Raw genomic sequence first — 25,059 nt, 5'->3', positions numbered from 1 at the left:
GACGCCTCAGTGCCGGGCGCGGCGGGCGCGGCGGGACGTGCCCATCATTCCCTGCATGGAGCGCCAGTCGAACGAGCCCATCATGCCCATCATCGAGCCCATATCCATGCCGCCGAAGTTCATTCCGCCCATGCCGCCGAAGCCCGCCGGGCTGTAGCCGCCGCCCCCGCCATAGCCTTCGGGGCCGCCGCCGAAGCCGCCGCCGAAGCCGCCGAAGCCGCCGCCTCCGCCCGAGTCCATCATGTTGGCCATCATGGGCCCGAAGGTCTGCATGAGCTGGGCGTAGCGGCGCTTGCCCATGCGCTGCTTCATCATCTCCATCAGGGGCGCCATCTGGGTCATCATCTGCTCCTGGCCGCCGCCGCCGAAGCCGGCCATCTGCGCCTGTGCGGGCGCCGGAGCGGCGAGCACCAGGATCGCAACCGCGGCCACGCCGGCGAGCCCCGCGGAGCGGATCACGCCGAGCCCTCGCACGCCCAGCCCGGTCACACGACGTCCTCTCGTCCCAAGTCCTTGCATGCCAAGTCCTCCTCGGAAGGCCGAAGGCCGTCGCCTCCTGGCGTGATCCCCGTCCCGGATTCCCACTCGACGATCGGTGCATCGGGGCCATGGTCCGGTTCACGCCCTGCGCCGCCGGCGCCCACCAGCCGGCCGAGTCGGCCGGCCCCAGGTCTGCCGGGAGACTGCCTTATTGGTGCAACCTGGCCGGCGCAAATTGTGGTGAAGGGCCGGCCGCGATTCGCGCCGGAGCGGTATTTTTAGGGGGATGCCGATGGACGCCGCGGTCGGTCGTTTCGACGTGTTCACGCCCTATGGCAGCCTGCACCTGGTCACGGTGCTGATCTGCTTCGCGGCGATCACCGCCCTGGTCATACTCGGGCGCCGCCTGTCGGATGCCGGCGAGAAGCGCCTGCGGCTGGTGCTCGGCGCCTTCGCCTTCGCCGAGTGGAGCGTCTACAACGTCGCCTGGAACTGGTCCGGCATCGACATCGTCGCCGGCCTGCCGCTCCATATCTGCGACGTCGGCGGCCTGATCGCGCCGCTCGCGCTGCTCAGCCAGAAGCGCTGGCTGCGCGCCACCCTGTATTTCTGGGCCTTCGCCCTGACCACCCAGGCCTTCATCCAGCCGACCCTCGCCCAGGGCCCTGCCTCGCTGCTGTTCTGGTGCTTCTGGACCGCCCACACCATCATTTTCGGCTACGCCGTCTACGACATCGCCGTGCTGGGCTTCCGCCCGGACTGGAGCGATTTCCGCCGCGCCGCCGGCTTCACGCTGGGCTATGTGGGCCTGGTCTTTGCCGTCAACGTCGTCCTCGGCTCGAACTACGCCTATGTGGGCAATCCGGCCGACACCAGCCTGATCCCGCCCTTCGTCGCCCTGCTCGGCCCCTGGCCGGCCCGGGTCGCCGTGATGGCGGGGCTCGCCGGCCTCGGCTTCCTGCTGGTGCTGCTGCCGTGGCGTTTGCGGGGAAAGTCGGCACCCGAGGCGGAGGCCGAGGCGGCATAAGAGGGGCGTGAGTGCCCGGGAAGGCCCTTCCCGATTCGCCGCGGGCTTTCGAGCGGGCGCAAGCTCTCCGGCGAAGCCGTTTCCACTTCGCCGGAAAATGCTCTAGGACACGGCCCTCCCGCCACAGCACGGCTGTCTCGATGCAGATCCCCTCGACCCTGTCCGACCGCGTGCCCGACGACACGGCGCCCGCCCCGCGAAAAGTGAGCTTCGTCTCGCTCGGCTGCCCCAAGGCGCTGGTCGATTCCGAGCGCATCGTCACGCGGCTGCGCGCCGAGGGCTACGAGCTGACCCGCACCCATTCGGGCGCCGACCTGGTGCTGGTCAACACCTGCGGGTTTTTGGACAGCGCCAAACAGGAGTCGCTCGCCGCCATCGGCGACGCGCTCGCCCAGAACGGCAAGGTGGTGGTGACGGGCTGCATGGGCGCCGAGCCGGAGGCCATCACCGAGAAATTCCCCAACGTGCTGGCGATCACCGGGCCGCAGCAATACGAGAGCGTCATGGAGGCCGTGCACCGCGCCGTGCCGCCGACGCATGCGCCGTTCCTCGATCTGGTGCCGCCGCAAGGCATCAAGCTGACGCCGCGGCACTATGCCTACCTGAAGATTTCCGAGGGCTGCAACAACCGCTGCAGCTTCTGCATCATCCCGAAGCTGCGCGGCGACCTCGTCTCCCGTCCCGCCGCCGATATTCTTCGAGAAGCCGAGAAGCTGGTGGCGGCCGGCGTCAAGGAGCTGCTGGTCATCTCGCAGGACACCTCGGCCTACGGCGTCGATCTCAAATACGCCGCCAGCACCTGGCGCGACCGCGAGGTGCGGGCGAAGTTCCTGGATCTGTCGGCGGCGCTGGGCGAGCTGGGCGTCTGGGTGCGGCTGCACTACGTCTACCCCTACCCGCATGTCGACGAGGTGATCCCGCTGATGGCCGAGGGCCGCGTGCTGCCCTATCTCGACATCCCGTTCCAGCACGGCTCGCCCGCGGTGCTTCAGCGCATGCGCCGTCCGGCCGCGCAGGAGAAGACTCTCGGACGCATCGCCCGCTGGCGCGAGCTGTGCCCCGACATGACGCTGCGCTCGACCTTCATCGTCGGCTTCCCGGGCGAGACCGAAGCGGAATTCTCGGAGCTGCTAGACTGGCTCGACGAGGCCGCACTCGACCGCGTCGGCTGCTTCAAGTACGAGCCGGTGCGCGGCGCTCCGGCCAACGACCTCGGCGACGCCGTGCCGGACGAGGTCAAGGAAGAGCGCTGGCACCGCTTCATGCAGCGCCAGCAGGCGATCTCGGCCCGCCGCCTCAAGCGCAAGGTCGGCAGCCGCCAGCAGGTGATCATCGACGAGGTGGGGGCGAGCGTCGCCAAGGGCCGCAGCAAGGCCGACGCGCCCGAGATCGACGGCGCCGTCTACGTCGCCTCGCGCCGCCCGCTGCGGGTCGGCGAGATCGCCACCGTCAAGATCGAGCGCGCCGACGCGTATGATCTGCACGGGACCGCGGTGGGGTTTTGACCGAGTCTGTCGTTCCGGGGCGCCGCGAAGCGGCGATCCCGGAACCCATAACCACTGTCTCCCGTGAGCCACCGGCACCGGGGCTATGGATTCCGGGCTCCCGGACCTGAAGGTCCGCGCCCCGGAATGACCAGCCTCTAAACCGTCTCCACCAGCAGCGGTGCGGCGTGCAGGTATTGGGCGACGCGGCGCTTCGACGCGATGTCGCGCCACACCCGCTCGATCTGCGCGACCGTGAGGCCGGCGACGGGCGCCGCGACAGCGGCGGCGATGCCGTGATTCAGCGCGAAGAGGCACAGGTCCATGCGGTCCCACGGCAGCGAGAAGTAGAACTCCTCCTGGGTCTGGGCGAGCGACCAGGTGTCGGTGGTCGGCGGCCGCCGGCGGATGTCCTCCGGCACGCCCAGATGTGCTGCGAGCTGATAGACCTGCGTCTTGTAGAGATGGGCGATCGGCTTGAAGTCGGCGGCGCCGTCGCCGTTCTTGACGAAGAAGCCCTGGTCGTATTCGAGCCGGTTCGGCGTGCCGGCGACCGCGTAGTTGAGCCGGTCGGCGTGGAAATACTCGAGCTGCTTGCGGGTGCGCTGCTTCATGTTGGTCGCCGCGATGATGCCGAGATAGGCCTCGATCGGCAGGCGCATCTTGCGCTGAACGCCCTGCGGCGATTGCACCACCAGCGAGGTGAGGCTGTAGGGCGAGCCCTCCAGCGCATTGGCGATGACCACCTTGCAGCTCCAGCCCGGGCCATACTCCGGAACGACCGTGCGGATGAAGGCGTCGCGGCGCGCGTAGCAGCCGGCGGCCTGCAGCATCGGCGCGATGTCCTCGGTCACGGTCTCGATCCCGACCGCTGCCGCCATCCGGCGGCCGAGCAGCAGGCTGTCGGGATCGGAATCCTGTTCCGGCATCAGCACGGCCAGCACCCTGTCCGGACCGAAGGCGCGGGCGCACAGCGCCGCCGTGACGCTGGAATCGATCCCGCCCGACAGGCCGACGACGACGCCGCGGCGGCGCAGCGTGCGCAGCACCTGGGTTTTCAACGCCGCGACGATGCGGGCCGTCTCGGCGGCCGGATCGAGATGCAGCGATTGCACCGAGAAGTCGACGGCGGCCGGCGCGATCGGCGCAACCGGTGCCTCGTCGATCGTATCGATGGAGTGCAGGCGGAGCGGCTTGTTCATTCGGCGGCCTCCATCACGGGCGCGGCGAGCGCGCGGCGGTCGATCTTGCCGTTGTCCGACTTGGGCAGGACGTCACGGAACTCGACGTATTTCGGCACCATGAAGTCCTCCAGGCGCTGGGCGCAGTGGCGGATCACGTCCTGGACCGTCAGGCGGCCCGGCTCGGCCGCCACGAAGGCTTTTATCGCGGCGCCCAGGATCGGATCGTCGACGCCGATCACGGCGGCCTCACGCACGCCCGGGATGGCGTGGAGCACGGTCTCGATCTCCTTCGGGCTCACCTTCTCGCCGCGCGACTTGATGATGTCGTCCTTGCGGGCGACGAAGTAGAGGAAGCCCTCGGCATCGGCGCGGAACAGGTCGCCCGTGTAGAGCACGTTCTCCCAGGGATACGGCCCCGGCCGCAGCGCCCGCGCGGTCGCTTCGGAATTCTCCCAGTAGCCCTTCATCACGTGCGGCCCGCGGATCACCAACTCGCCGACCACGCCGGGCGGCACCCGCGCGCCCGTCTCGTCGACCACGTAAGCCTCGGTGCCCGGGATCGCGATGCCGACAGAGTCCGGCCGGACGCCGAGCTGCTCGGGCGGCAGATAGGTGCAGCGCTTGCACTCGGTGAGCCCGTACATCGAGAACAGCCGCGCGCCGGGGAACAAGGCCTGCAGCCGGGCGATATGCGTGGCCGGCAGGGCCGCGGCCGTGTTGGTGATGGTCCGCAGCGTCGGTAGGCTGCCGGGCCGCAAATCCCTCATCTCCAAGAGCAGCGCCGCCATGGTCGGCACCAGCGGGAACACGGTCGCGCGCTCGGCCATGATCTTCTGCAGGATCGCCTGGGGGAACGCGAAGGACTTTTCCAGCACCAGGGTGGCGCCGACCTTGGCGGCCATCAGGACCTGATAGAGCCCGTAGTCGAAGGACAGCGGCAGCACGCTGAGCACGACGTCGTCGGCGCGGCTGTCCAGATAGGTGGTGATCGACGCTGCGGCCGCCACGACGTTGTCGTGGGTCATCATCACGCCTTTGGGGAACCCGGTCGACCCCGACGTGTAGATCAGCATGGCGAGGTCGGGCGCGATTCCGGCCGGCCGCAGCGGTGCAGGTTCGGCCGCGACCAGCTCATCGAAGCGCAGCCACTCGGCCGGGCTGTCGCCGCGCGGATCGGCCACGATCGTCGTCGTCACGCTCGGGGCCTGCACCAACGCGGCCGCCGCCGGCTTCGCCAGACGGCCGAGCGTCACCAGCGCGGCGGCGCGGCAGTTGTCGAGGACGAAGGCGAGCTTGTCGGCCTTGGTCGAGGGATGGATCGGGCTGAACACGGCGCCGGCCTTCAGGCTCGCGAAGATCGCGATCACGGCCTCGGCGCAGTTGTCCATGAAGACGACGACGCGGTCGCCGCGCTTTACGCCGTGCCGTTGCAACGCACCGGCCAGGCGATCGGACGCGACGTCGAGATCGCGAAAGGTCAGCCGCCGGGCGCCGGCGACCAGCGCCGGCTTGCCGGGCGATCGCTGCGCGCTCGCGACCAGAAATTCCTCGACCCGCATGGGCTCGGCTCCTCGATGACGGACTGTGCTGCGACCAAACGGTGCCGGACCGCGGCTCAGGCGGCGGCCGAGGTGTGCAGCTTGGTCGCGACGAAGGCGTCGATGCGCTCGATCGAGTCGAGATTCTCCGGAACGATGTCGGCGTCGGCGATCGCCAGGCCGAACTCCGCCTCGAGGAAGGCGACCAGCTCGAGAATCCCGGTCGAGTCGATCAGGCCGGCGTCGAGCAGCGAGTCGCTGTCGGCGATGGCGTCGCGGTCCTCGCGAAACAGGAAGTTGTCGCGGATGAAGGCGCGGATCTTGTCACGATGAAGTGCGGGCATGGGGGTCCTCAGGCTGCTTGTGATGAGCTCTCGGCGGTCGCACGGCCGACGAACCGCCCGTGCAAAAGCTGGGTCGACAGGATGCCGACGAAGGCGGCGTTGTCGCGGGCGCCGACGGCGCGGCTGGTCGAGCATTTACGCAACAGCTTCTGCACGGCCGCCGGCTCGAACAGCCCGGCCGCGGCGAGCGCCACGGGTGACATCGCCTGCTCGACATAGCCGTGCCGTCCGGACCGCAGGAAGGCGTGGCTGTCCGGGGCGCGGTAGGGCTGCTTCGGCCGGTCGGCGATCGCGGCCGGCAGCAGGTCGCGGGTCGCCTCGCGCAGGATGTGCTTTTCGCGCAAGGCACGCAGCTTGAGCTGCGGCGGGATACGGGTGGCGAAGTCGATCACCCGCGGGTCGAGGAACGGGAAGCGACCCTCGACCGCGTGCGCCATCGACACCCGGTCGCCCTGCGACGACAGGATGTAGCCGGGCAGCAGGAACGCGGTTTCGAGATACTGGGCCTGCGACAGTGGGTGCCAGCGCGAAAAGTCGGCCGGCAATTTTTCGCGCAGTTCGGCCAGTGCATCGTAGGCGCCGAGGGCCTCACGCAGGGCAGGCCCATAGAACGTCTTGATGCCGCGCATCGTGCGGAAGCGAGGCAGGTGAGAGAACAGCGGATCGCCCAGATCGTCGCCGTCGCCGAGAAAGAACGCCTCGCGATAGCTCTGCGACTGGGTCTTGAGTTGCGGCAGATACGGATAGAGGCGCTGCAGCAGCAGCTTTCGGCGCGGCGAGCCCGGCTGCGCCGCGCAGAAGCGCCGCAGCTTCGCCTCCTTGAACAGGTCGTAGCCGGCAAAGACCTCGTCGGCCCCCTCGCCCGTCAGCACCACCTTCAAGCCCTGCGACCGCACGAAGGCGGCGAGCCCGTGGAGCGGCGCCGGACCGGTGCGCACCAGCGGCCGCTCGACATGGGCGACGATCTCCGGAAACAGCCGTCCGATGTCGTCGGCCGTGCAGGTGATCACGCGATGCTCGGTGCCGAGCGCGGCCGCCATCAGCTCCTGGAACGGCCGCTCGTCGAACTCGGCGTCCTCGAAGGCGACCGAGAAGGTCCGCAACTGCTCCGGCGCCAGCGACTTCATCATCGCGGTGACGATCGAGGAGTCGAGGCCACCGCTCAGATAGGCGCCGACCGGCACGTCCGCGCGCAGGCGAATCCGGGTGGCATCCTCCAGCAAAGCCCGCAGCTCGTCGGCGACGTCGCGCGGATCGCGGGTGTCGCAGCCGGCCCGGTCCTGTGCGTCCGGGAAGGAAAGCTGCCAGTAAGGCTTCACCCGCACGCCATCGGCATCGGCGACCAGCAGATGGCCGGGCGGCAGCTCGAAAATATCCTTGAAGATGGTGCGCGGCGCCAGCGGGAACCAGACGGTCAGCACCTGGTCGAGCGCGATCGGGTCGATCTCCGGCGCGAAGCCGGGCGCCGCGAGCAGCGCCTTGATCTCCGAGCCGAAATAGAGGCAGCCCCCGCGCCGCGCCCAGAAGGCCGGGCGCACGCCGACGCGGTCGCGCGCCAGCATCAGCCGACGCGCGCGCCTGTCCCACAATGCGAAGGCGAAGTCGCCGTTGAATTTTTCGACGCAGTCCGGCCCCCACACGCGATAGGCCTGCAGGATCGTCTCGGTGTCGGAGGCGGTGCGGAACCGGCAGCCGCGTCCGATCAACTCGTCGCGCATCTCGACATAGTTGAAGATCTCGCCGTTGAAGGTGACGACCACCTCGTCGTCGATGTCGGCCATCGGCTGGGCGCCGCCGGCGAGATCGAGAATGCTGAGCCGCGCATGTGCGAGGCCGACCCCGTCCTCGACATGGATGCCACGCGCGTCAGGACCGCGATGTGCGATCGTCGCGATCATCCGACCGAGCAATTCGGTGGGTGGCTCGGCCGAACCCGGGCGTCCGAAATATCCGGCGATGCCGCACACGAACCTGCTCCTTCATCGTGATGCGTGCCGCCCCTGCACGCTGGCCGATTGAACCTAGGTGATCGGTCCGGCGAATGCAGCGTCAATCGAGGGTTAACGTTAAACCGCTTGCCGATGGCCGGCCGCCTGCCGTGGATAAGGGTGCACAGCTCCCGCGATAACCGTAACCGCACAAATCACTTCGGCCAGCCGCCCTGCGCCCGCTCTCTTCTGGTAATCGGACCGGGTGCTACACATGTGCCCTGTCTCGATGCCACCCGCTCGACGCATCCGGCAGGATCGAGCTCGATCCCTTTGGTTCTGACAAACCGTCGGTATTCATGACGACTGCCTTGACGACTCAGGCTCACGGCGCTGCCCCGGCCGTCACCGCTCCGGCGGTCGTGCCCCAGCGGTCCGAGATCCGCGCCTTCGCCGCAGCCGACGTCCCGGCGGTGGCTCGTCTCTTCAAGACGACCTTCCGGCCCGGCGACGACGTGCCGCTGCCCGCCGTCGAGACCTATCTGCGCGACCTGTTCATCGACGGCCCCGACTTCCATGCCGCGTCGCCCTCGCTGGTGCATGTCACGGCGGCCGGGCACGTGTCCGGCTTCGTCGGCTCGCTGTCGCAGCCGATGACGGTGAACGGGCGTGCGGTTCGGGCCGCGCATGCGTGCAGCCTGATGGTCGCCGATCCGAAGCAGGATTCGCTCGCCGGCGCCCGCCTGCTGCGCTCCTTCGTCGGCAGCGCGCCCGATCTGGCGTTCAGCGAGACGTCGAGCGCGCTGTCGCGGCGCATGTGGACGCGGCTCGGCGGACGTGCCGTCTCGGCGTTCAGCATGAAGTGGCTGCGGGTGCTGCGGCCGGCCGGCGCCGCCATCACGTTCGCGGCGCGGCGATGGCGGGCGCTCGGCGCGCTGCATCCGCTCGGCGCGTTCGCCGATCGCGTCGTCGCCAACAAGCTCGGCGAAACCTGGTGGGACGTTCCCCCGGCTCCCGACGGTTACTCGACCACCCCGGTCGAGGGCGATGCCGCCGTATCGCTGATCACGGATCTGAGCAGCCGTTTCGCCCTGCGGCCGGCCTGGTCGGCGGCGCATCTCGCGGGCCGCCTCGCCCATGCGGCGTACATGCCGGCCTTCGGCGATCTGGTCTGCGCGAAGGTGACGGATCGCGACGGGGCGCCGGCCGGCGCGTTCCTGTATCACGTTCGCCGCAACGGCCTCGCCACGGTTCTGCAGATTCTGGCGCGCGAAAACGCAGCCGACGGCGTCGTCGCCGGCCTGATCCGCGACGCCCATGCGCGTGGCGCCGTGGCACTCGCCGGCCGCTGCGAGCCCAGCATCCTCGAAGCCCTGCTGCAGGCCAACTGCGTCATCCTCCAGCGCGGATCGACCACGGTCCACTCCCGCGATCCAGAGGTCTTGGCCGCGATCGCCAAGGGCGACGCCATGCTGACCGGACTGGCGGGCGAAGCCTGGAGTCAGCTCATCGGCGGGCTGACGGCTCGCCCGCATCCAGGGCCCGCAGCAGCGTGAGGATCGCGCGGTTGAACGGCACGTCGATGCCGTGCCGCGCCGCCATGCGGACGATCGCGCCCGTGATGTAGTCGTGCTCCATCGGCCGGCCGGCGAGCCGGTCGTAGAGCATCGAGGTGCCGGTCGAGGGATTGTAGGTCCGGTGCATCTGCAGCGTGCGGGCGACGTCGTCGGCGCCGACCTCGGCGCCCTCCGCCTGGGCCACCGCGACAGCCTCCGTCAGCAGGGTTTCTCCGAGCGCGGCGATGTCGGGCTCGTTGAAGACGCCGATGCGCCGAAGCGTCAGCGCCGTGATCGGGTTCGCCGCCACGTTGGACAGCACCTTGCGCCACAGCGCCGTGGTGAAGTCGTTTTCGCGCTGGACCGTCAGGCCCGACCCTTCCATCAGGGCCGCGAAGGCGTCGCCGGCGGGGCCGGCCGGCACCGTGATGCGGCCTTCCGTGTGCAGGCGGATATGTCCGGCGGCCAGGCGCTCGACCCCCGAATAGATCAGTGCCGGCAGCACGGTCGCATCGCCGACGAAGGGCGCGACACGCTCGGCATGGCCGATGCCGTTCTGCACGACGACCACGGCGGTGCCCGGGCCGACCAGCGCGCGCAGCCACGGCCCGGCCGCCGCCGTGTCCTGCGACTTGGTCGCCACCAGCACCCACGGAACCGGCACGAGCCCCTCCGGCGACGACACGATGGTGGCGTCGATCGTGTCGGCGCGACCGTCGCGCTCGACCACCAGCCGCTCGAATGGAGTTCGCACGCACAACGTGACGGCATGGCCCGCCTGGGCCAGATGCGCGGCCAGGAGGCCGCCGATGGCGCCAGCGCCGATCACGGCGACGGGCGTGGCTCCGGGCTTTTCACTCATCGCGTGCTCAGGACTTTCACGATCGCGCCGGTCAGTCGGGCGAGATCCGCCTCGCCGATCGTGAAGGCCGGCGTGAGATAGACGATGCGGCCGAACGGGCGGACATACACGCCCTCCTGCACGAACCGTGCTTTCAAGGCTGCGATGTCGATCCTGTCCAGCTCGACCACGCCGATGGCGCCGCGCACCCGCACGTCGACGACACCCGGAAGGCCGCGGCACGGCGCCAGGGCGGTCGTCAGATGCGCCTCGATGGCCCGCACCTGGTCGAGCCGCGGCTCACGCTCGAACAGATCGAGCGAGGCATTGGCGGCCGCGCAGGCGAGCGCATTGCCCATGAAGGTCGGGCCGTGCATCAGCGCATGCATCGGGTCGTCCGACCAGAAGGCGTCGAAGACTTTTTTAGACGCGACCGTCGCGGCGAGCGGCAGCGTGCCGGCCGTCAGCGCCTTGCCGAGCGTGACGATGTCGGGCACCACGCCCGCGCCTCCGGTGGCCGCGGAGTCGCACGCGACCATCGCGCCGGTGCGGCCGAAGCCGGTGAAGATCTCGTCGAAGATCAGCAGGATTCCAGACCGGTCGGCGGCGGCGCGCAGGCGCGCCAGCACCGCGGCGTCGTGGAACAGCATGCCGCCGGCGCCCTGCACCAGCGGCTCGACCAGGATGCCGGCAATCTCGTCGCCGCGTTCCGCCAGCAGGCGGTCGAGCGCGTCGGACGAGGTCTCGTCGCGCGGCAGGTCGGCGATGATCTGCTCCGGCAGCAGGCCCTTGAAAAGCCGGTGCATGCCCTCGTCGGGATCGCACACCGCCATGGTCCCGGTGGTGTCGCCGTGATAGCCGCCCCGGAAGGCGACGAACTTCTTGCGCCCGCGAACTCCGCTGTTGATCCAGTACTGGACCGCCATCTTCATGGCGACCTCGACGGCGACCGAGCCCGAATCCGAGAAGAACACCCGGTCGAGATCGCCGGGCAGCAGCGCCGCCAGCCGGGCGGCGAGCCGGGCGGCCTGCTCGTGCAGGAGGCCGCCCAGCATCACATGCGGCAAGATCTCGAGCTGGCGGGCGAGCGCGGCCCTGATGTGCGGATGATTGTACCCGTGGCAGGCCGTCCACCACGAGGCGACGCCGTCGATCAGCTCGCGGCCATCGGCCAGCTCGATGCGGCTGCCCTGCGTCCGCACCACCGGCAGCGGCGGCGCGCTGGTCTTCATCTGCGTATAGGGCAGCCAGACATGCGAGCAACCGGCACCATACCATGGTGGGGGTTCTGCGGACGCGCCGCCCCCCTTAAGTAGTTCGTTCGGGCCACCATCATGCGGGCCATGCATGGCGTGACCCTCACCATCGTCGGTTGCTCTTGTCATCGCGGCCGGCCACCCTGACCTATCGTCGCACGGCGACCCGTGCGGCGCGACCTTGCAGTACCGCAACGCAAATCGGGGCGAAACCCTTCTCGATACGCGCGTTTCACCCGTCTTCAAGCTGAGCCGATGGATTCCCTCACTGCCTTCGCCACCGCCAAGCTCGACTCCCTCGCGGCCGCGAGCCTGCGCCGCAACATCGTCCACACGGCCCGCGAGCCGGGTGTCGTGGTCGAGCGCGGCGGCAAGCGATACCTGTCCTTTTCCTGCAACGACTATCTCAACTTCTCGCATCATCCGGCAATCCTGGCAGCCGCTCGCGAGGCGCTCGATCGTTACGGCGCCGGATCGGGCGGCTCGCGGCTCGTCACCGGCGATCATCCCCTCTACGGCGCCCTCGAGGAACGGCTCGCCCGCCTCAAGGGAGCCGAGGCGGCCTGCGTGTTCGGCTCCGGCTATCTGACCAATACGGGCGTGATCCCGGCCCTGGTCGGGCCGGACGATCTGATCGTCATCGACGAGCTCGCCCATGCCTGCCTGTTCGCCGGCGCCCAGATGAGCCGGGCGCGACTCTGCGTCTTTCGCCACAACGATCTCGCCCATGCCGAGGAGCTGCTGGCCACGCACCGCGCCGCGCATCGCCACGCCCTGATGCTGACCGACGGCGTCTTCTCGATGGACGGGGATCTGGCGCCACTGCCGGCGCTCGGCCGGCTCGCCCGCGCCCACGACGCCTGGCTGATGGCCGACGACGCCCACGGCATCGGCGTGATCGGCGGCGGCCGCGGCTCGACCTACGCCCATGACGAGCCCGCCGACGTGCCGCTGCAGATGGGCACGCTCTCCAAGGCGATCGGCGCCTATGGCGGCTATCTGTGCGCGACGCGTCCCGTCATCGAGCTGATGAAGAGCCGGGCCCGCACCCTGGTCTACTCGACCGGCCTGCCGCCCAGCGTGGTGGCGTCGGCGGTCGCGGCGCTCGACCTGATCGAGGCCGATCCGAGCCTGGCGGAGGGCCCCCTCGCCAGCGCGCGGCTGTTCACTCGGCGGGTCGGGCTGCCGGACCCTCAGAGCCCGATCGTGCCCGTGGTGGTCGGTGACACGGACGCGGCCCTCGCCGCCTCGCGCATGCTCGCCGACGAAGGCTTCCTGGTGGTGGCGATACGGCCGCCGACCGTGCCGCCCGGCACGGCGCGGCTGCGGCTGACCTTCACGCCCGCCCACCCGGAAAAGGAGATCGAGCGGCTCGCCGACCTGATCCGCGGCCGCGTACTGGGGAATGTCTCATGACTGTCGTGTTCGTCAGCGCCACCGGCACCGAGGTGGGCAAGACGTTCGTGTCCCGCGGCCTGATCCGGGCCCTGAAGGGCCGCGGCCGCACCGTCGAGGTGCTCAAGCCGGTGCAGAGCGGCTACGACCCGCGTGAGGCCGAAGGCAGCGATGCCGGCCTGCTGATCGCGGCAACCGGCGCAGAGGTCACGCCGGAGCGGATCGCCGATGTGGCGCCCTGGCGGTTCGAGGCCCCGCTCTCGCCCCATCTCGCCGCCCGTCGCGAGGGCCGCAGCATCGATGGCGACGCCGTGATCGCGATGTGCCGCGAGCGCATCGCCAAGCGCAAGGACGCGCTGGTGATCGAGGGCGTCGGCGGCATCATGGCGCCGCTCGACGAGACCCGCACCGTGCTCGACCTGATGGTCGCGCTCGGGGTTCCGGTCGTGCTGGTCGCCGGCAGCTATCTGGGCACCATCAGCCACACCCTGACGGCCCTCGACGTGCTGGCGCGCCGCGGCCTGACGGTCGGCACCGTGGTGGTGAGCCAGACGCCCGGCAGCTCGATCCCGCTCGACGAGACGGTGTCGTCGCTGAAGGCCTTCGCCAAGGGCGTGCCGGTGCTGGTGTTGCCGCGCCTGCCGCCCGAGAGCAGCCCCGACCACGCGGTCTTCGCCGAGCTCGTCGCCAAGCTCTGAGCGGCGCGAGCTCGAAGCCGGGTCATTCCGGGACGGCGCGTCGCGCCGGAGCCGGAATCCAACCACGACGCCCGAGCCTGTTGCTGGATTCCGGGTTCGCTGCTTCGCAGCGCCCCGGAATGACGCGCGAATGAACGATCGGCATGGCTTTTGACGGCCGCGGTGGCGTGCCGTCGCGTGTCGTGATGCACTGCGCCGTCATCGCGAACCGGGGCGGCGCCGTGGATCTCTCCTACACCCAGAACCTCGAGGACTATCACGTCGCGCTCGCCTTCGCGGGCCAGGCGACCGGCACCTATGTGGACATCGGCGCCGGCCATCCGGTCGCCGACAACGTGTCGTTCTGGTTCTACCAGCGCGGCTGGCAGGGCCTCGTGGTCGAGCCGCAGGCCGACCTCCTCGCGCTCTACGCGCGGCTGCGGCCGCGCGACATCCGCGTCGGCGCGCTGGTCGGCGCCCGCGACGGCGAGGCCGACTTCCACAAGGTCGACCGGCTGCACGGCTTCTCCACCACGATTGCGGCGCATGCCGAAAAGGCCGGCGCCTTCGGGGCGGCGTTCTCCACCGAGCGCCGGCCCATGGCGACGCTGGCGACCGTGTTCGCCACGCACGGCCTGACCGACATCGACCTTCTGAAAGTGGACGTCGAGGGCGGCGAGGCCGAGGTCCTGGCCGGCAACGACTGGACGCGCTGGCGACCCAAGCTCGTGCTGGTCGAGGCGGTGGCGCCCGTCACCGGCGAGCCGGCCTGGGAGGCCTTCGAGCCGGCCCTGCTGGCGCAAGGCTACCGCTTCGCACTGTTCGACACGCTCAACCGCTTCTACGTCGCCGAGGAGCATCCGGAGATTTTTGCGCGCGTCCCGAGGGAGCGGGCCGACTGGCACGCGGTCCGCCACATGTACGAGATCGGCCGCGCCCCGGAGAACGCCGCGCATCCCGACCACGCGCTGGCCGAGACGCTCGCGCACGGCTTCTTCGCCAGCCTGCCCTGGCTCGACGACACGGTTTTGGCGGAGATCCTTGCACGCGGCGCGGCAGCGCGTGGCGACGCCGCGCCTCTGCCCGACCTGACCGGCGAAGCCTTTCGCTTCGCCCTCGGCCGCATCGCCTGCGGCTACGACGGCGGCCAGATTCTCGGGGAGTGATCCTCGCCTACCCCGCCATGATCATCGTCTCGATCGTGCCCTCGAGGTTGAGGGCGACGTGGAGCAGGATGACCAGCGTGGTCGAGCCGCTCCTCCAGCGCAGCACGCCGAGCAGCAGGCCGACGAAGAAGATCAGCACGATGCCGACCCAGTCGTACTGGACGTGCAGGAGCGCGAACAGGAAGCTCGAGATGACGATGGTGGGCGGCGCGCTGGTGTCGGAGACGGCGCAGCCGCGGAACACGAAGCCGCGGAACAGCAGCTCCTCGCCGACCGGCGCGACCACGACCAGCGCGACCCACAGCAGCGGCAGCACGCCCTGCGCCGCGGCGCTGCGATAGGTCTCGATCTGGACTTGCGGCACGAGGTCGCGCCCGGCCGCGAGCGTCGCCGCATCGGCGGCTATCACCAGGACGACGAGGCTGGCAAAGCCGATCAGCAGGTCGCGGCGGCCCGGCAGGTCGAGGCCGAGATAGGCGCGCGCCGACGGATCGCGCACGCGTGCGGCCAGCACCAGCGTGACGGTCTGGACCACATTGGCGGCGACCACCACCCACGCCACGGCGGCGCCGTCGGCCGGCAGCGCCGGGGCGGCGAGCGCCTCCGGGCTGAGAAAGACCGACAGGCCGACGGCCGCGACCGCCTGCCCGAGCCCGAAGGCCAGGACGGCGATCGCGACCGTTGCGACAAAACCCCAGGGCACCCCCGCGCCGTCAGGGCACGAGGATCGAGCCGCCCGTGGTCGCCCGCGATTCGAGCTCGCGATGCGCTTTCTGGGCGTCCTTCAGGGCGTAGGTCTGCTGGATCGGGATCCTCACGCGGCCGCTCTTGACCACGTCGAACAGCTCGTTCGCCAGGCCCTCGAGGTCGGCGCGGCTCGCCGCATAGTGGTTGAGGGTCGGCCGGGTGGCGAACAGCGAGCCCTTGGCCTGCAGGATGTTGATGTTGAAGGCGTCGATCTGGCCCGAGGCGCTGCCGAACGAGACGAACAGGCCGAGCGGCCGGATGCAGTCGAGCGAGGCCGGGAAGGTCGTCTTGCCGACACCGTCATAGACGACGTCGCACAGCGCGCCGCCGGTGATCTCCTTGACGCGAGCGACGAAGTCCTCGTCGCGATAGTAGATCAGGTGATCGCAGCCGTTGGCTTTCGCGAGCTCGCCCTTCTCCTTGGAGCCGACCGTGCCGATCACGGTGGCACCGAGCAGCTTCGCCCACTGGCAGGCGATCAGGCCGATGCCGCCGGCGGCCGCGTGAATCAGGATGGTGTGGCCCGGGCCGACCTTGAAGGTGCGGCGCAGCAGGTAGCACACCGTCATGCCCTTGAGCATCATGCCGCCGGCCTGCACCAGATCGATGCCGTCCGGCACCTTTATGGCGCGGGCGGCCGGCAGCAGCCGCTCGGCCGCGTAGCCGCCGAGCGGGACCACATAGGCGACCTTGTCGCCGACCTTGAAGTCGCCGACGTCCGGGCCGACCGCCGTCACGGTGCCGGCGCCCTCGTTGCCGGCGATGAAGGGCAGCCCGTTCGGCGCCGGGTACATGCCCTCGCGAAAATAGGTGTCGATGAAGTTGATGCCGCAGGAGGCCTGCTTGATGCGGATCTGGCCGGGCCCCGGAGCCGGGACGTCGACCTCCTCGTAGGTCAGGACGTCGGGTCCGCCGACCTTGTGCACGCGCACAGCAGCCACCATGGAACTCTCCTTCGGATGTCGGATCCCGGGACGACGCCCGGGCAAATGGTGCGGACGAGGACGAGCGGCGCCCCGCTCGGGAGCGCGATCATAGAAACTCGCCCTGCCGGCGCAAGCGGCGCGACGGACGAAGGCCCGGGTACCGCGCGCAGAGCTGGCATGGGAGAATCTCGGTCGTTCCGGGGCGACCCGCAGGGCCGAGCCCGGACCCCATATCCCCTGCCTGTCGTGAGCCACCAGCACCGGGGGTATGGGTCCCGGGCTCGCGGCCTATGGCCTCGCCCCTTGACGACGGTCGCTCACCCCGGCTTCTGGGGCTCGACCATGCGCCGCCGGCGGCGCTTGCGCAGCGCGATGATGTTGAAGGCCTCGACCGCGCCGGCAAACGCCATGGCGAAGTAGATGTAGCCGCGCGGGATATGCACCTCGAAGCCGTCGGCGACCAGCGCGACGCCGATCAGCACCAGGAAGGCGAGCGCCAGCATCTTGGTCGTCGGGTGGGCGGCGACGAAGCGCGCCACCGGTCCGGACGCCACATACATCACCGCGACCGCGATCAGCACCGCCATCACCATGATGCGGATGTCCTGCGCCATGCCGATCGCCGTGACGATCGAGTCGATCGAGAAGACGAGGTCGACGGCGATGATCTGCACGATGACGAGGCCGAACGCCGCCTCGACGGCCGGCCCGGCCCCTGGCTCGTCGGCGTCCTCCGCCGCCTCGATCTCGGCGTGCATCTCGTGCGTCGCCTTGGCGATCAGGAACAGGCCGCCGACGATCAGGATGATGTCGTGCCACGAGAAGCCGCGGCCGAACGCCGAGAACAGCGACTCGGACAGGCCCATCAGCCAGGTCAGGGTGAACAGCAGCAGGATGCGGAAGACGAGCGCCAGCCCGAGACCGAGTTTTCGCGCCTTGTCGGCGATCTTGGGATCGAGGCGGGACACCAGGATCGAGATGAACACGACATTGTCGATGCCGAGAACGATCTCGAGGGCGCTCAGGGTGACGAGGGCGGCCCAGGCGTTCGGGTCGGTCAGGAGGTCGAGCATGCGGAGGGGGTTCCAATTTCGGCAGCCGAGATATCGGCGGCTCGGCCCACCGCGCGCAAGCCGGCCGCGGTGCGGCGCATCGGCGCGGCTGCGCGCGACACCATCGAACGCGAATGCTCGGGCCACCCGGCGTCAGGGCGGGCCGATCACGCGGCGCGGGCGGTCGGCCAGTGCGCCAGCACGGCGTCGCCGATCATCCAGGCGCCGATCAGGATGAAGACGACGCCGATCGCCTTGCTGAAGCGTGTCGTGGTGGCGATCTTCTCGGCCCCCATCACCAGGCCGAGCAGCGCCATCCAGACCACATTCATCACCCCGACCGCGAACATCAGCAGCATCATGGCCCAGCAGCAGCCGAGGCAGAACAGGCCCTGCCGGACCCCGAGCCGGAAGACGTCGCCGGTGGCGCTCGACCAGCGCACCAGGAAGAACGGGAACGGCCGCTGGCAGCGCGTCACGCAGGCATATTTCAGCGCCGAGAACTGGTAGGCCCCGGCCGCCACGAAGACGCCACCCGAGAACAGCGGGCTCGCCGAGGCCATCGCCGGGTCGAGCAGCGCCGCCTGGGCGAGCACGGCTTGCAGGACCGCGGCGACCAGCGCGACGGCGAGCCAAACCCCGACATAGCCGGCGATCAGCGCGAGCGGCGAGGCGATGCGCTCGCCGCGGCGCGCCGCCGTGGCGGCGATCTCCGCATAGGTGAGGATCATCGGTCCGGCGGTCGGCAGCATCATGGCGAGCGCCATGGCGGCCCACATCAAAGCGAGCGTCGCGAGCGCCGCCGGACTGGCGCCGCCGTGATGGCCGAAGCTCGGCTGGCAGATCGCGTCGGCCAGCGCCTTGGCGAAGCCGTCGAGCTCGACGCCGCCGGTGACGAGGTCGAGCAGTCCCATGCCGGGCCCGAAGGTGGCCATCGATCCGCTGCCGGCCATGCCGGCGATCATCAGGCCGAGATAGACCCAGCCGAGCCCCCCGAGCACGACCAGGCAGCCGACCGCGACCACAACGGGCCGCGAGAGGAGCAACACGGCCGGTCCGCGGCCACTGGGCGGCTCGGCCGTAGCAGGAGAATGGGGCGTATCGGTCATGGCGAGCCCGGGCGATGTGCGGCGGCGCGTCCGCGATCGCGCCGAGTCTTAGCGCATTCGCTCCGACGCGGACATCGGCAAAGCCCCCGAGGCCTGGCCCTTTTACGGTTTCGAGCCGATCAGGGCCGCCAGGGTCCGGGCCGCGAGACTGTGATACCGCTCGCGGTGGCGCAGCAGATGGAAATTTCGCACGGGCAGCGCGAAAGCGGCACGGGCAAGCTGGCCGGAGCGCAGGCCGGACGCGGCGACGAGATCCGACACCACCGTGACGCCGCCGCCCGCCTCGACCGCCGATCGCACCGCTTCGTTGGACGGCAGCTCCAGCACCACCCGCAGCCGGCCGGGATCGAGCCCCGCGGCCCGCAAGGCCTCCTCGAACTCCGAGCGCGTGCCCGAGCCCGGCTCGCGGAGAATCCAATCGGCGGCGAGCAGGTCGGCGGGCTCGAGGGCCGGCGCCGCCGCGAAAGGATGCGCCGGCGAAGCCACCAGGATCAGGCGGTCGCCGGCGAACGGGTGGTCGTTCAAGGCGGGCTCGTCGATTGCCCCCTCGACAAAGCCGAGATCGGCCACGCCATCCACCACGGCCTGGGCGACCTGCGCCGTGTTGCCGACCACGAGCCGCACCGCGATCTGCGGATGGTCTCGGCGGAACCGCACCAGGAGGCCGGGCAGCCAATAGGCGGCGATGGTCTGGCTGGCGGCGACCGCCAGGCTGCCGCGCACGAGGCCGCTGGTCTCGGTCAGCGCCAGCTCGGCGGCCGCCGCCCGCGCCAGCACGGCCTTGGCCTCGGGCAGGAAGACCCGCCCCGCCTCGGTCAGCTCGATCCGCCGCCCGACGCGATGAAACAGCACGGTCGCGTGGCGCGCCTCCAGGGCCGCGACCGCGGCGCTGACGGCGGACTGCACCAGGCCGAGCGCCTCGGCGGCGCGGGTCATGTGCTGGCGCTCGGCGACCGCGACGAAAATGCGGAGCTGCTCGAGCGTCATCGGGCCGCCCCGTCCGGGCCGGCCGGTCTCAGGCGAAGACCTCCACCAGGACGAGGCTGAACACCGCGATGAAGAGGCTGGCGGCAGCGCCGAGCAGCAGCGGCTGCAGGCCCTTGGCGGCGAGCCGCCGGATATCGGTCTCCAGCCCCATGGCGGCGAGCGCGATCGCCAGCAGAACCGTGGTGGCGAGGACGATCCACTGCCGCACCATGGGGTCGATCGTCACCACGCTGTTGGCGACGGCGAGCGCCACGAAGCCGAGCACGAACCAAGGTACCGGCGCCGGCGCCGCTGCGCACCCGCCGGCCGCAGCGGGCTTCGCCGTGGCAAAGCCGAGGGCCAGCACCACCGGCGCCAGCATCATGACCCGGGAGAGCTTGGCGATGGTGCCGACATGCCCGGCCTCGCTGCCGCCCTGGAAGGCGGCCGCCAACACCTGGGCGATCTCGTGGATCGAGGCGCCCGCCCACAGGCCATAGGCGCGCGGGCCGAGATGCAGCAGGCCCGGCAGCAGCGGGTAGAGCACCATGGCGAGGGAGCCGAACAGCGTCACGCAGGCGACCGCATAGGCGACGTCCTCGTCGCTCGCCCGGGTCGCCGTGTTGGCCGCAACCACGGCCGACGCACCGCAGATCGAGGTGCCGGCCGCCACCAACCGGGCGAGACCCGGATCGACGCCGAGGCGCCGGCCCAACCAGACCGTGAACAGGAACGTCGCCGTCAGAGTAGCGGCCAGGATCGCGACGCTCGAAAAGCCCAGCTCGGCGATGTCGGCGAGGGTGAGCTGAAGCCCGAGCAGGACGATGGCGATCCGCAGCAGCGGCCGCATCGCCACCCCGAGCCCCGGCTGCGCCGCCGCGGGAGTCCCGACCGTGTTTCGGACGGCGATGCCGATCACCACCGCAAGAATCATCGGGCTGAGGATCGCCACGCCGGGCAGGCTGCGCAGCGCCAGCGCCGCTGCCGCCACGGCTGCAGCCAGCGCCAGCCCGGGCCACAACGCCCGACGATGAATTATTGGACGGGACGCTTCGGGGCATGGGGCCTCCGGCAAAACGGCGGTCGGGTCGGCGATCGGCGGCATGGCGGTCTCCTCGCTGTTCCGCAGCAGAGAAGCCGGTTGCTTCTATTCTATCAAACAAGTTATTTTTGTCGTTTCAATCGATATTTTCGATTAGTCCTGGAAGCCGCGTCATAGCGTCCGCTTCGCCTCGAGGCAGCGGATCGACTATGACGGGCCGACGAGGAGCGCGGCCGAGCTTCGTCCTCAGGGGAGCTGCACGATGACGCCGACGACCGGCGAGACGGTATCCTGTGACGTGGTGGTGGTCGGCGGCGGCCCGGCCGGGCTGATGGCCGCGGTCGCAATCGCCTCGACGGGAGCCGCGACCGTCCTGGTCGCCGGCCGCCCGGTGCCGCGCGACAATCGCACGACGGCGCTGCTGGTCGGCTCGGTCGACGCGCTGACGGCGCTGGGCGTCTGGGAGGCGTGCCGGGGCGCGGCCGCTCCCTTGCGGGCCATGCGGATCGTCGACGACACCGGCCGGCTGTGGCGCGCCCCCGAGGTGCGGTTCGAGGCAACCGAGATCGGCCTCGATGCGTTCGGCTGGAACATTGCGAATCGCGACCTCGTCGCGGCGCTGGAAGCGCGCGCAGCGACGCTGTCGAACCTTACCGTCATGGCCGAGAACGCCAGCACGGTGGCGATCGGCGCGACGGGCGTCACGGTCGGCTGCGCCGACGGGCGAAAAATCGTGGCGAAGCTCGCGGTCGGCTCCGACGGCCGCCGCTCGCTCTGCCGGGAGGCCGCCGGCATCGCCACGCGGGGCTGGACCTACCCCCAGACGGCGCTCACCTTCAACCTCGGCATTTCGCGTGATCATCACGACATATCGACGGAATTCCACTCCGCCGAGGGGCCGTTCACGGTCGTTCCCCTGCCCGGCCGGCGGGTCAGCGTGGTGTGCGTGGTCGCCCCCGCCGAGGCCGACCGCCTGCAGGCGCTCACCCCCGAGGCCATGAATGCCGAGGTCGAGCGGCGCTCCCATTCGATCCTCGGCCCCGTGACGGTCGAGCCCGGCCGCGGCGCCTTCCCGCTTTCGGTCGAGACCGCCCGGCGCTTTGCCGGCGGGCGCGTCGTGCTGGTCGGCGATGCCGCCCATGTGGTGCCGCCGATCGGCGCCCAGGGCCTCAATCTCGGCTTTCGCGATGCCGCGACCGTCGCCGAGCTGATCGCCGACGCCCGCCGGGAGGGGACCGACCCGGGCGGCCCGACTGTGACGGACGAGTACGACCGTCGCCGCCGCGCCGACGTGGCGAGCCGCACGCTGGCCGTCGACCTGCTCAACCGCAGCCTTTTAAGCGACCTCCTGCCCGTGCAGGGCGTCCGCGGCGTCGGCCTGTGGATGCTCGGCCGCCTCGGCCCGCTGCGCCGCGCCGTCATGCGCGAAGGCGTCGCCCCGGCCCTGGCCGAGCCGAAGCTCCTGCGCGGCGAGCCGCTGAGCTGACCGGCCACCAGCCGACGGGGGATTTCACCCAAAAATGTTCAGCGGCAGAAGGTGGGCTTTCAGGAGCCACAGCAGCCCCGTCACGGTGAACACCGAGACGAGGATGCCGTACATCACCAGGCTCGACGCCTCCGCCACCCAGGTGTCGTACTGGCGAGCCAGCACGAAGACGCTGAGCGCCGTCGGCAGCGCGGCGAGCAGCACGGCCGTGTAGACCCAGGTCTCGGCGAACGGGCCGAACAGCGACATCAGCACCAGCACGATCGCCGGATGGACGAGCAGCTTGACGCCGATGGCGATCGGCAGCTCGATCGTCACGGCGTCGACCGGGCGCGCCACCACGGTGACGCCGAGAGCGAACAGGGCGCAGGGCGCCGCGGCGTTCTGCAGGAACTGCAGCAGCCGGTCGAGCGCCACGGGCGGCTGCAGGCCGATCGCCGCCGAGGCGACGCCGAGCACGCTGGCGACGATGAACGGATGCAGCACGATGCGGCGGGCCACCAGGCCGGCGGTGGCGAGCGCACTCCTGTCGCCCCCGGCTTTGCCGTGGTGGCCCGCCATGGTCATCAGCAGCGGCGCGACGGTGAACACCAGGAGCGTGTCGAAGCAGAAGATCAGCGCCACCGGCGCCGCCGCCTCGGTGCCGAGGGCCGACACGGCGAGGCCGGGCCCCATATAGCCGACATTCCCGTAGGCACCGGCGAGCCCGATGATGGTCGCCACCCTCAGCCGGCCGCGCTCGACCGCGATGGCGATCCCGAAGGTCACGACGAAGGCCGCGAAGGTGGCGAGCGTGGTGGCGACGATGAAGGAGAGCTGGGTCAGCTCGCCGGCCGGCGTCTGTGCCAGCACCCGGTAGAACAGCGCCGGCAGCGCCACATAGATGACGAAGAAATCCATCCAGGCGAGACCGGCGTCCGGGATGCGGGCGAACCTCCCGCAGGCCATGCCGAGAAAGATCAGGCCGAAGAACGGCAGTGCGAGGTTGAGGACGTCCATCATGGCGGTGGGCGAGCCGACGAAGGTTGCAGCGAGGGAACCGCCGGTCCGGCTTGGCGGACGACGCAGCTTCCTCTAGGTTGGAGGGGCGACCAAGCGATCTCGATTAGAGCATTTCACGGCGGCTCGTGCAGCGTTTCGGGCACGCGCAGCCATGCAGCGGCCGGCGCCCTGTCCGGCTGCCCGCGTGACGCGCCAGCCTCCTGGGACGAGCCCAAGGGCGGAAACAAGATCGATGAAGCTTCCACGCAATTTCTACAAGCCGCTCGCGATCGGCGCGCCAGCGCCGTGCCGTGAGCTCCCGGTGCGGCTCGAGCGGATGATCCATTTCGTCCCCCCGCACATCGAGAAGCTGCGGGCCAAGGTCCGCGAGCTGACCGGCCAGGTCGACGTCGTGCTCGGCAATCTCGAGGACGCGATCCCGGCCGACGCCAAGGAGGATGCCCGCCGCGGCTTCATCGAGATGGCGCGGGTGAACGACTTCGGCGCCACCGGCCTGTGGGTGCGCATCAACGCGCTCAACTCGCCCTGGGTGCTGGACGACCTTTTGGAGATCGTCGAGGCGGTCGGCTACAAGCTCGACGTGGTGATGATTCCCAAGGTCGAAGGGCCCTGGGACATTCACTATCTCGACCAGCTCCTGGCCCAGCTCGAGGCGCGCTTCGCGCTGCGCAAGCCGATCTTCATCCACGCCATCCTGGAGACCCCGGAAGGCGTCAACAATGTCGAGAGGATCGCCTCGGCCTCGCCCCGCATGCACGGGATGAGCCTCGGCCCGGCCGATCTGGCCGCCTCGCGCGCCATGAAGACCACAAGGGTCGGCGGCGGCCACCCGGAGTACAAGGTGCTGGCCGACGCGACCGCCGCCGGCGCGCCGCGCGAAAGCTTCCAGCAGGATCTGTGGCATTACACGCTCGCCCGCATGGTCGACGCCTGCGCAGCGACCGGCATCAAGGCCTTCTACGGGCCGTTCGGCGACTTCTCCGACCCGGAGGCCTGCGAGGCGCAGTTCCGCAACGCCTTCCTGCTCGGCTGCGCCGGCGCCTGGTCGCTGCACCCGTCCCAGATCGACATCGCCAAGCGGGTGTTCTCGCCCGACCCGGACGAGGTGAAGCTCGCCCACAAGATCCTCGATGCCATGCCGGACGGCTCGGGCGCCGTGATGATCGACGGCAAGATGCAGGACGACGCCACCTGGAAGCAGGCCAAGGTGGTGGTCGACCTCGCCCGGCTGGTCGCCGCCAAGGACCCGGAGATGGCGGCCCGCTACGGGCTGTGACCCGGGCTTCGGTCCGACCGGGCCGGCCGCGAACCCGCTCCGGCCGGCCGATGGTTCCGGCCGGAGGTCAGTCCTGCGGCCGGGAGGCTGTTCGCCGACGTGAAGCTGCGCTATTTTCGCCCCATGAGTAGAGCGCGCACCGGCAAGTACACGATCGGCCAGGTTGTCCGGCACCGGATCTATCCGTTCCGGGGCGTGATCTTCGACGTCGACCCGGTGTTCGCCAACACCGACGAGTGGTACGAGGCGATCCCGGAGGACGTGCGGCCGCACAAGGACCAGCCGTTCTACCACCTGTTCGCCGAGAACGCCGAGACCGAGTACATCGCCTATGTGTCGGAGCAGAACCTGCTGCCCGACGAGTCGGGCGAGCCGGTCCGCCACCCGCAGGTCTCCGAGGTGTTCGAGCGCAGCGAGGACGGCTCCTACCGCCGCCGCTTCGAGGTGCTGAACTGAGGCGGCGGTCCTGTCGCCCGGCTAAGTTTACGAGTGGGCGATGGAGGAGCCGACATCCGCAGCCTCCGTCGTCCCGGGGCGCGGCTGTAGGCCGCGAGCCCGGGACCCATAACCCCGGTCT

Annotated in this window: 23 protein-coding genes; 9 read left to right on the top strand and 14 right to left on the bottom strand. The window is 70.1% G+C overall.

The features are described from left to right. Positions 1–6: 6 nt before the first annotated feature. Positions 7–489 (bottom strand): hypothetical protein, encoded by a 483-nt coding sequence (locus HXX10_RS20655; protein ID WP_296524788.1) that lies wholly within the window; start codon positions 487–489, stop codon positions 7–9. A 283-nt stretch (positions 490–772) separates the two neighbouring features. Here HXX10_RS20655 and HXX10_RS20650 point away from each other — a divergent pair, with 283 nt between their 5' ends. After that, on the top strand, positions 773–1,507 hold the full coding sequence (locus HXX10_RS20650; RefSeq protein ID WP_296524786.1) for a TIGR02206 family membrane protein: 735 nt from the start codon (positions 773–775) through the stop codon (positions 1,505–1,507). Positions 1,508–1,647: 140 nt separating this feature from the next. Beyond that, positions 1,648–3,012 carry a 30S ribosomal protein S12 methylthiotransferase RimO gene (rimO, locus tag HXX10_RS20645; protein ID WP_296524784.1) on the top strand — a complete coding sequence of 455 codons (1,365 nt, stop codon included), beginning with the start codon at positions 1,648–1,650 and terminating at the stop codon, positions 3,010–3,012. 137 nt (positions 3,013–3,149) lie between these two features. On the opposite strand, the gene nadE is transcribed toward rimO, so the two are convergent. Genes nadE through asnB form a run of 4 tightly spaced genes read right to left on the bottom strand, consistent with a single transcriptional unit; the run spans position 3,150 to position 8,024 of the window. Further along, positions 3,150–4,193 carry an NAD(+) synthase gene (nadE, locus tag HXX10_RS20640; RefSeq protein ID WP_296524780.1) on the bottom strand — a complete coding sequence of 348 codons (1,044 nt, stop codon included), beginning with the start codon at positions 4,191–4,193 and terminating at the stop codon, positions 3,150–3,152. Then, positions 4,190–5,734 (bottom strand): class I adenylate-forming enzyme family protein, encoded by a 1,545-nt coding sequence (locus HXX10_RS20635; protein ID WP_296524778.1) that lies wholly within the window; start codon positions 5,732–5,734, stop codon positions 4,190–4,192. Before HXX10_RS20635 ends, nadE begins: the two co-directional genes overlap by 4 nt. A 56-nt stretch (positions 5,735–5,790) precedes the next feature. Further along, positions 5,791–6,057, bottom strand: a complete 267-nt coding sequence (locus tag HXX10_RS20630) for an acyl carrier protein (RefSeq protein ID WP_296524776.1) — start codon at positions 6,055–6,057, stop codon at positions 5,791–5,793. Between the two features lie 8 nt (positions 6,058–6,065). Next, positions 6,066–8,024 (bottom strand): asparagine synthase (glutamine-hydrolyzing), encoded by a 1,959-nt coding sequence (gene asnB, locus HXX10_RS20625; RefSeq protein WP_296524773.1) that lies wholly within the window; start codon positions 8,022–8,024, stop codon positions 6,066–6,068. A 332-nt stretch (positions 8,025–8,356) separates the two neighbouring features. Here asnB and HXX10_RS20620 point away from each other — a divergent pair, with 332 nt between their 5' ends. Further along, positions 8,357–9,541: a hypothetical protein gene (locus tag HXX10_RS20620; RefSeq protein WP_296524772.1), complete on the top strand. Its 1,185-nt coding sequence runs from the start codon at positions 8,357–8,359 to the stop codon at positions 9,539–9,541. On the opposite strand, the gene HXX10_RS20615 is transcribed toward HXX10_RS20620, so the two are convergent. Together HXX10_RS20615 and HXX10_RS20610 are read right to left on the bottom strand one after the other, a co-directional pair. Beyond that, positions 9,492–10,403, bottom strand: a complete 912-nt coding sequence (locus HXX10_RS20615; protein WP_296524770.1) for a 2-dehydropantoate 2-reductase — start codon at positions 10,401–10,403, stop codon at positions 9,492–9,494. The genes HXX10_RS20620 and HXX10_RS20615 overlap by 50 nt on opposite strands. Then, positions 10,400–11,731: an adenosylmethionine--8-amino-7-oxononanoate transaminase gene (locus tag HXX10_RS20610; protein ID WP_296524768.1), complete on the bottom strand. Its 1,332-nt coding sequence runs from the start codon at positions 11,729–11,731 to the stop codon at positions 10,400–10,402. Before HXX10_RS20610 ends, HXX10_RS20615 begins: the two co-directional genes overlap by 4 nt. Before the next feature lie 162 nt (positions 11,732–11,893). Between HXX10_RS20610 and HXX10_RS20605 the strand changes: the two genes are divergently transcribed. From HXX10_RS20605 to HXX10_RS20595, 3 genes are all read left to right on the top strand, one after another. Then, positions 11,894–13,054: an aminotransferase class I/II-fold pyridoxal phosphate-dependent enzyme gene (locus tag HXX10_RS20605; RefSeq protein WP_296524767.1), complete on the top strand. Its 1,161-nt coding sequence runs from the start codon at positions 11,894–11,896 to the stop codon at positions 13,052–13,054. Beyond that, positions 13,051–13,731, top strand: a complete 681-nt coding sequence (bioD, locus tag HXX10_RS20600) for a dethiobiotin synthase (RefSeq protein ID WP_296524765.1) — start codon at positions 13,051–13,053, stop codon at positions 13,729–13,731. The genes HXX10_RS20605 and bioD overlap by 4 nt, the downstream gene beginning before the upstream one ends. Before the next feature lie 143 nt (positions 13,732–13,874). Next, positions 13,875–14,876 carry an FkbM family methyltransferase gene (locus tag HXX10_RS20595; RefSeq protein WP_296524764.1) on the top strand — a complete coding sequence of 334 codons (1,002 nt, stop codon included), beginning with the start codon at positions 13,875–13,877 and terminating at the stop codon, positions 14,874–14,876. Positions 14,877–14,883: 7 nt separating this feature from the next. Here the strand turns inward: HXX10_RS20595 and HXX10_RS20590 are convergent, their stop codons facing one another. The 6 genes from HXX10_RS20590 to HXX10_RS20565 all read right to left on the bottom strand — a co-directional run bounded on the left by HXX10_RS20590 (position 14,884) and on the right by HXX10_RS20565 (position 20,781). Continuing rightward, entirely contained in the window at positions 14,884–15,579 is a 696-nt protein-coding gene (locus HXX10_RS20590) for a CPBP family intramembrane glutamic endopeptidase (protein ID WP_296524762.1), read from the bottom strand. A 10-nt stretch (positions 15,580–15,589) separates the two neighbouring features. Further along, a complete protein-coding gene (locus HXX10_RS20585; RefSeq protein WP_296524760.1) occupies positions 15,590–16,567 on the bottom strand; it encodes a quinone oxidoreductase in 978 nt (325 codons plus the stop codon). 299 nt (positions 16,568–16,866) lie between these two features. Then, positions 16,867–17,622 (bottom strand): TerC family protein, encoded by a 756-nt coding sequence (locus tag HXX10_RS20580; protein ID WP_296524758.1) that lies wholly within the window; start codon positions 17,620–17,622, stop codon positions 16,867–16,869. A gap of 146 nt (positions 17,623–17,768) precedes the next feature. After that, positions 17,769–18,650, bottom strand: coding sequence for a DUF2182 domain-containing protein (locus HXX10_RS20575; RefSeq protein WP_296524756.1), 882 nt, complete (start codon positions 18,648–18,650; stop codon positions 17,769–17,771). Positions 18,651–18,812: 162 nt separating this feature from the next. Next, complete coding sequence (locus tag HXX10_RS20570; RefSeq protein ID WP_296524755.1) at positions 18,813–19,697, bottom strand: LysR family transcriptional regulator; 885 nt, start codon at positions 19,695–19,697, stop codon at positions 18,813–18,815. Positions 19,698–19,725: 28 nt separating this feature from the next. After that, a complete protein-coding gene (locus tag HXX10_RS20565; RefSeq protein WP_296524753.1) occupies positions 19,726–20,781 on the bottom strand; it encodes a putative sulfate exporter family transporter in 1,056 nt (351 codons plus the stop codon). Positions 20,782–20,980: 199 nt separating this feature from the next. On the opposite strand from HXX10_RS20565, the gene HXX10_RS20560 reads away from it, so the two are divergent. After that, positions 20,981–22,204 (top strand): UbiH/UbiF family hydroxylase, encoded by a 1,224-nt coding sequence (locus HXX10_RS20560; RefSeq protein ID WP_296524751.1) that lies wholly within the window; start codon positions 20,981–20,983, stop codon positions 22,202–22,204. A 24-nt stretch (positions 22,205–22,228) separates the two neighbouring features. On the opposite strand, the gene HXX10_RS20555 is transcribed toward HXX10_RS20560, so the two are convergent. Then, entirely contained in the window at positions 22,229–23,206 is a 978-nt protein-coding gene (locus HXX10_RS20555; protein ID WP_296524749.1) for an AEC family transporter, read from the bottom strand. 232 nt (positions 23,207–23,438) lie between these two features. Here HXX10_RS20555 and HXX10_RS20550 point away from each other — a divergent pair, with 232 nt between their 5' ends. Both HXX10_RS20550 and hspQ read left to right on the top strand, forming a co-directional pair. Beyond that, positions 23,439–24,482 (top strand): CoA ester lyase, encoded by a 1,044-nt coding sequence (locus HXX10_RS20550; RefSeq protein ID WP_296524747.1) that lies wholly within the window; start codon positions 23,439–23,441, stop codon positions 24,480–24,482. 123 nt (positions 24,483–24,605) lie between these two features. Then, the gene (gene hspQ, locus HXX10_RS20545; RefSeq protein WP_296524745.1) at positions 24,606–24,938 is read left to right on the top strand and encodes a heat shock protein HspQ; all 333 of its coding nucleotides are present in this window, start codon (positions 24,606–24,608) and stop codon (positions 24,936–24,938) included. Positions 24,939–25,059 lie beyond the last annotated feature (121 nt).

The organism is Rhodoplanes sp., assembly GCF_013377085.1.
Lineage (GTDB): Bacteria > Pseudomonadota > Alphaproteobacteria > Rhizobiales > Xanthobacteraceae > Rhodoplanes.
Note: the sequence above shows the minus strand (reverse complement) of the source record. Positions and strands in the feature narration are given on the sequence as shown.

What these genes read in the sequence shown, in the direction of transcription:
- HXX10_RS20650 (WP_296524786.1), top strand. Translation starts at nt 773, where the DNA reads ATGGACGCCGCGGTCGGTCGTTTCGACGTGTTCACGCCCTATGGCAGC.
- rimO (WP_296524784.1), top strand. Translation starts at nt 1,648, where the DNA reads ATGCAGATCCCCTCGACCCTGTCCGACCGCGTGCCCGACGACACGGCG.
- nadE (WP_296524780.1), bottom strand. Translation starts at nt 4,193, where the DNA reads ATGAACAAGCCGCTCCGCCTGCACTCCATCGATACGATCGACGAGGCA.
- HXX10_RS20635 (WP_296524778.1), bottom strand. Translation starts at nt 5,734, where the DNA reads ATGCGGGTCGAGGAATTTCTGGTCGCGAGCGCGCAGCGATCGCCCGGC.
- HXX10_RS20630 (WP_296524776.1), bottom strand. Translation starts at nt 6,057, where the DNA reads ATGCCCGCACTTCATCGTGACAAGATCCGCGCCTTCATCCGCGACAAC.
- HXX10_RS20615 (WP_296524770.1), bottom strand. Translation starts at nt 10,403, where the DNA reads ATGAGTGAAAAGCCCGGAGCCACGCCCGTCGCCGTGATCGGCGCTGGC.
- HXX10_RS20610 (WP_296524768.1), bottom strand. Translation starts at nt 11,731, where the DNA reads ATGCATGGCCCGCATGATGGTGGCCCGAACGAACTACTTAAGGGGGGC.
- HXX10_RS20605 (WP_296524767.1), top strand. Translation starts at nt 11,894, where the DNA reads ATGGATTCCCTCACTGCCTTCGCCACCGCCAAGCTCGACTCCCTCGCG.
- bioD (WP_296524765.1), top strand. Translation starts at nt 13,051, where the DNA reads ATGACTGTCGTGTTCGTCAGCGCCACCGGCACCGAGGTGGGCAAGACG.
- HXX10_RS20595 (WP_296524764.1), top strand. Translation starts at nt 13,875, where the DNA reads ATGGCTTTTGACGGCCGCGGTGGCGTGCCGTCGCGTGTCGTGATGCAC.
- HXX10_RS20585 (WP_296524760.1), bottom strand. Translation starts at nt 16,567, where the DNA reads ATGGTGGCTGCTGTGCGCGTGCACAAGGTCGGCGGACCCGACGTCCTG.
- HXX10_RS20580 (WP_296524758.1), bottom strand. Translation starts at nt 17,622, where the DNA reads ATGCTCGACCTCCTGACCGACCCGAACGCCTGGGCCGCCCTCGTCACC.
- HXX10_RS20570 (WP_296524755.1), bottom strand. Translation starts at nt 19,697, where the DNA reads ATGACGCTCGAGCAGCTCCGCATTTTCGTCGCGGTCGCCGAGCGCCAG.
- HXX10_RS20565 (WP_296524753.1), bottom strand. Translation starts at nt 20,781, where the DNA reads ATGCCGCCGATCGCCGACCCGACCGCCGTTTTGCCGGAGGCCCCATGC.
- HXX10_RS20560 (WP_296524751.1), top strand. Translation starts at nt 20,981, where the DNA reads ATGACGCCGACGACCGGCGAGACGGTATCCTGTGACGTGGTGGTGGTC.
- HXX10_RS20555 (WP_296524749.1), bottom strand. Translation starts at nt 23,206, where the DNA reads ATGATGGACGTCCTCAACCTCGCACTGCCGTTCTTCGGCCTGATCTTT.
- HXX10_RS20550 (WP_296524747.1), top strand. Translation starts at nt 23,439, where the DNA reads ATGAAGCTTCCACGCAATTTCTACAAGCCGCTCGCGATCGGCGCGCCA.
- hspQ (WP_296524745.1), top strand. Translation starts at nt 24,606, where the DNA reads ATGAGTAGAGCGCGCACCGGCAAGTACACGATCGGCCAGGTTGTCCGG.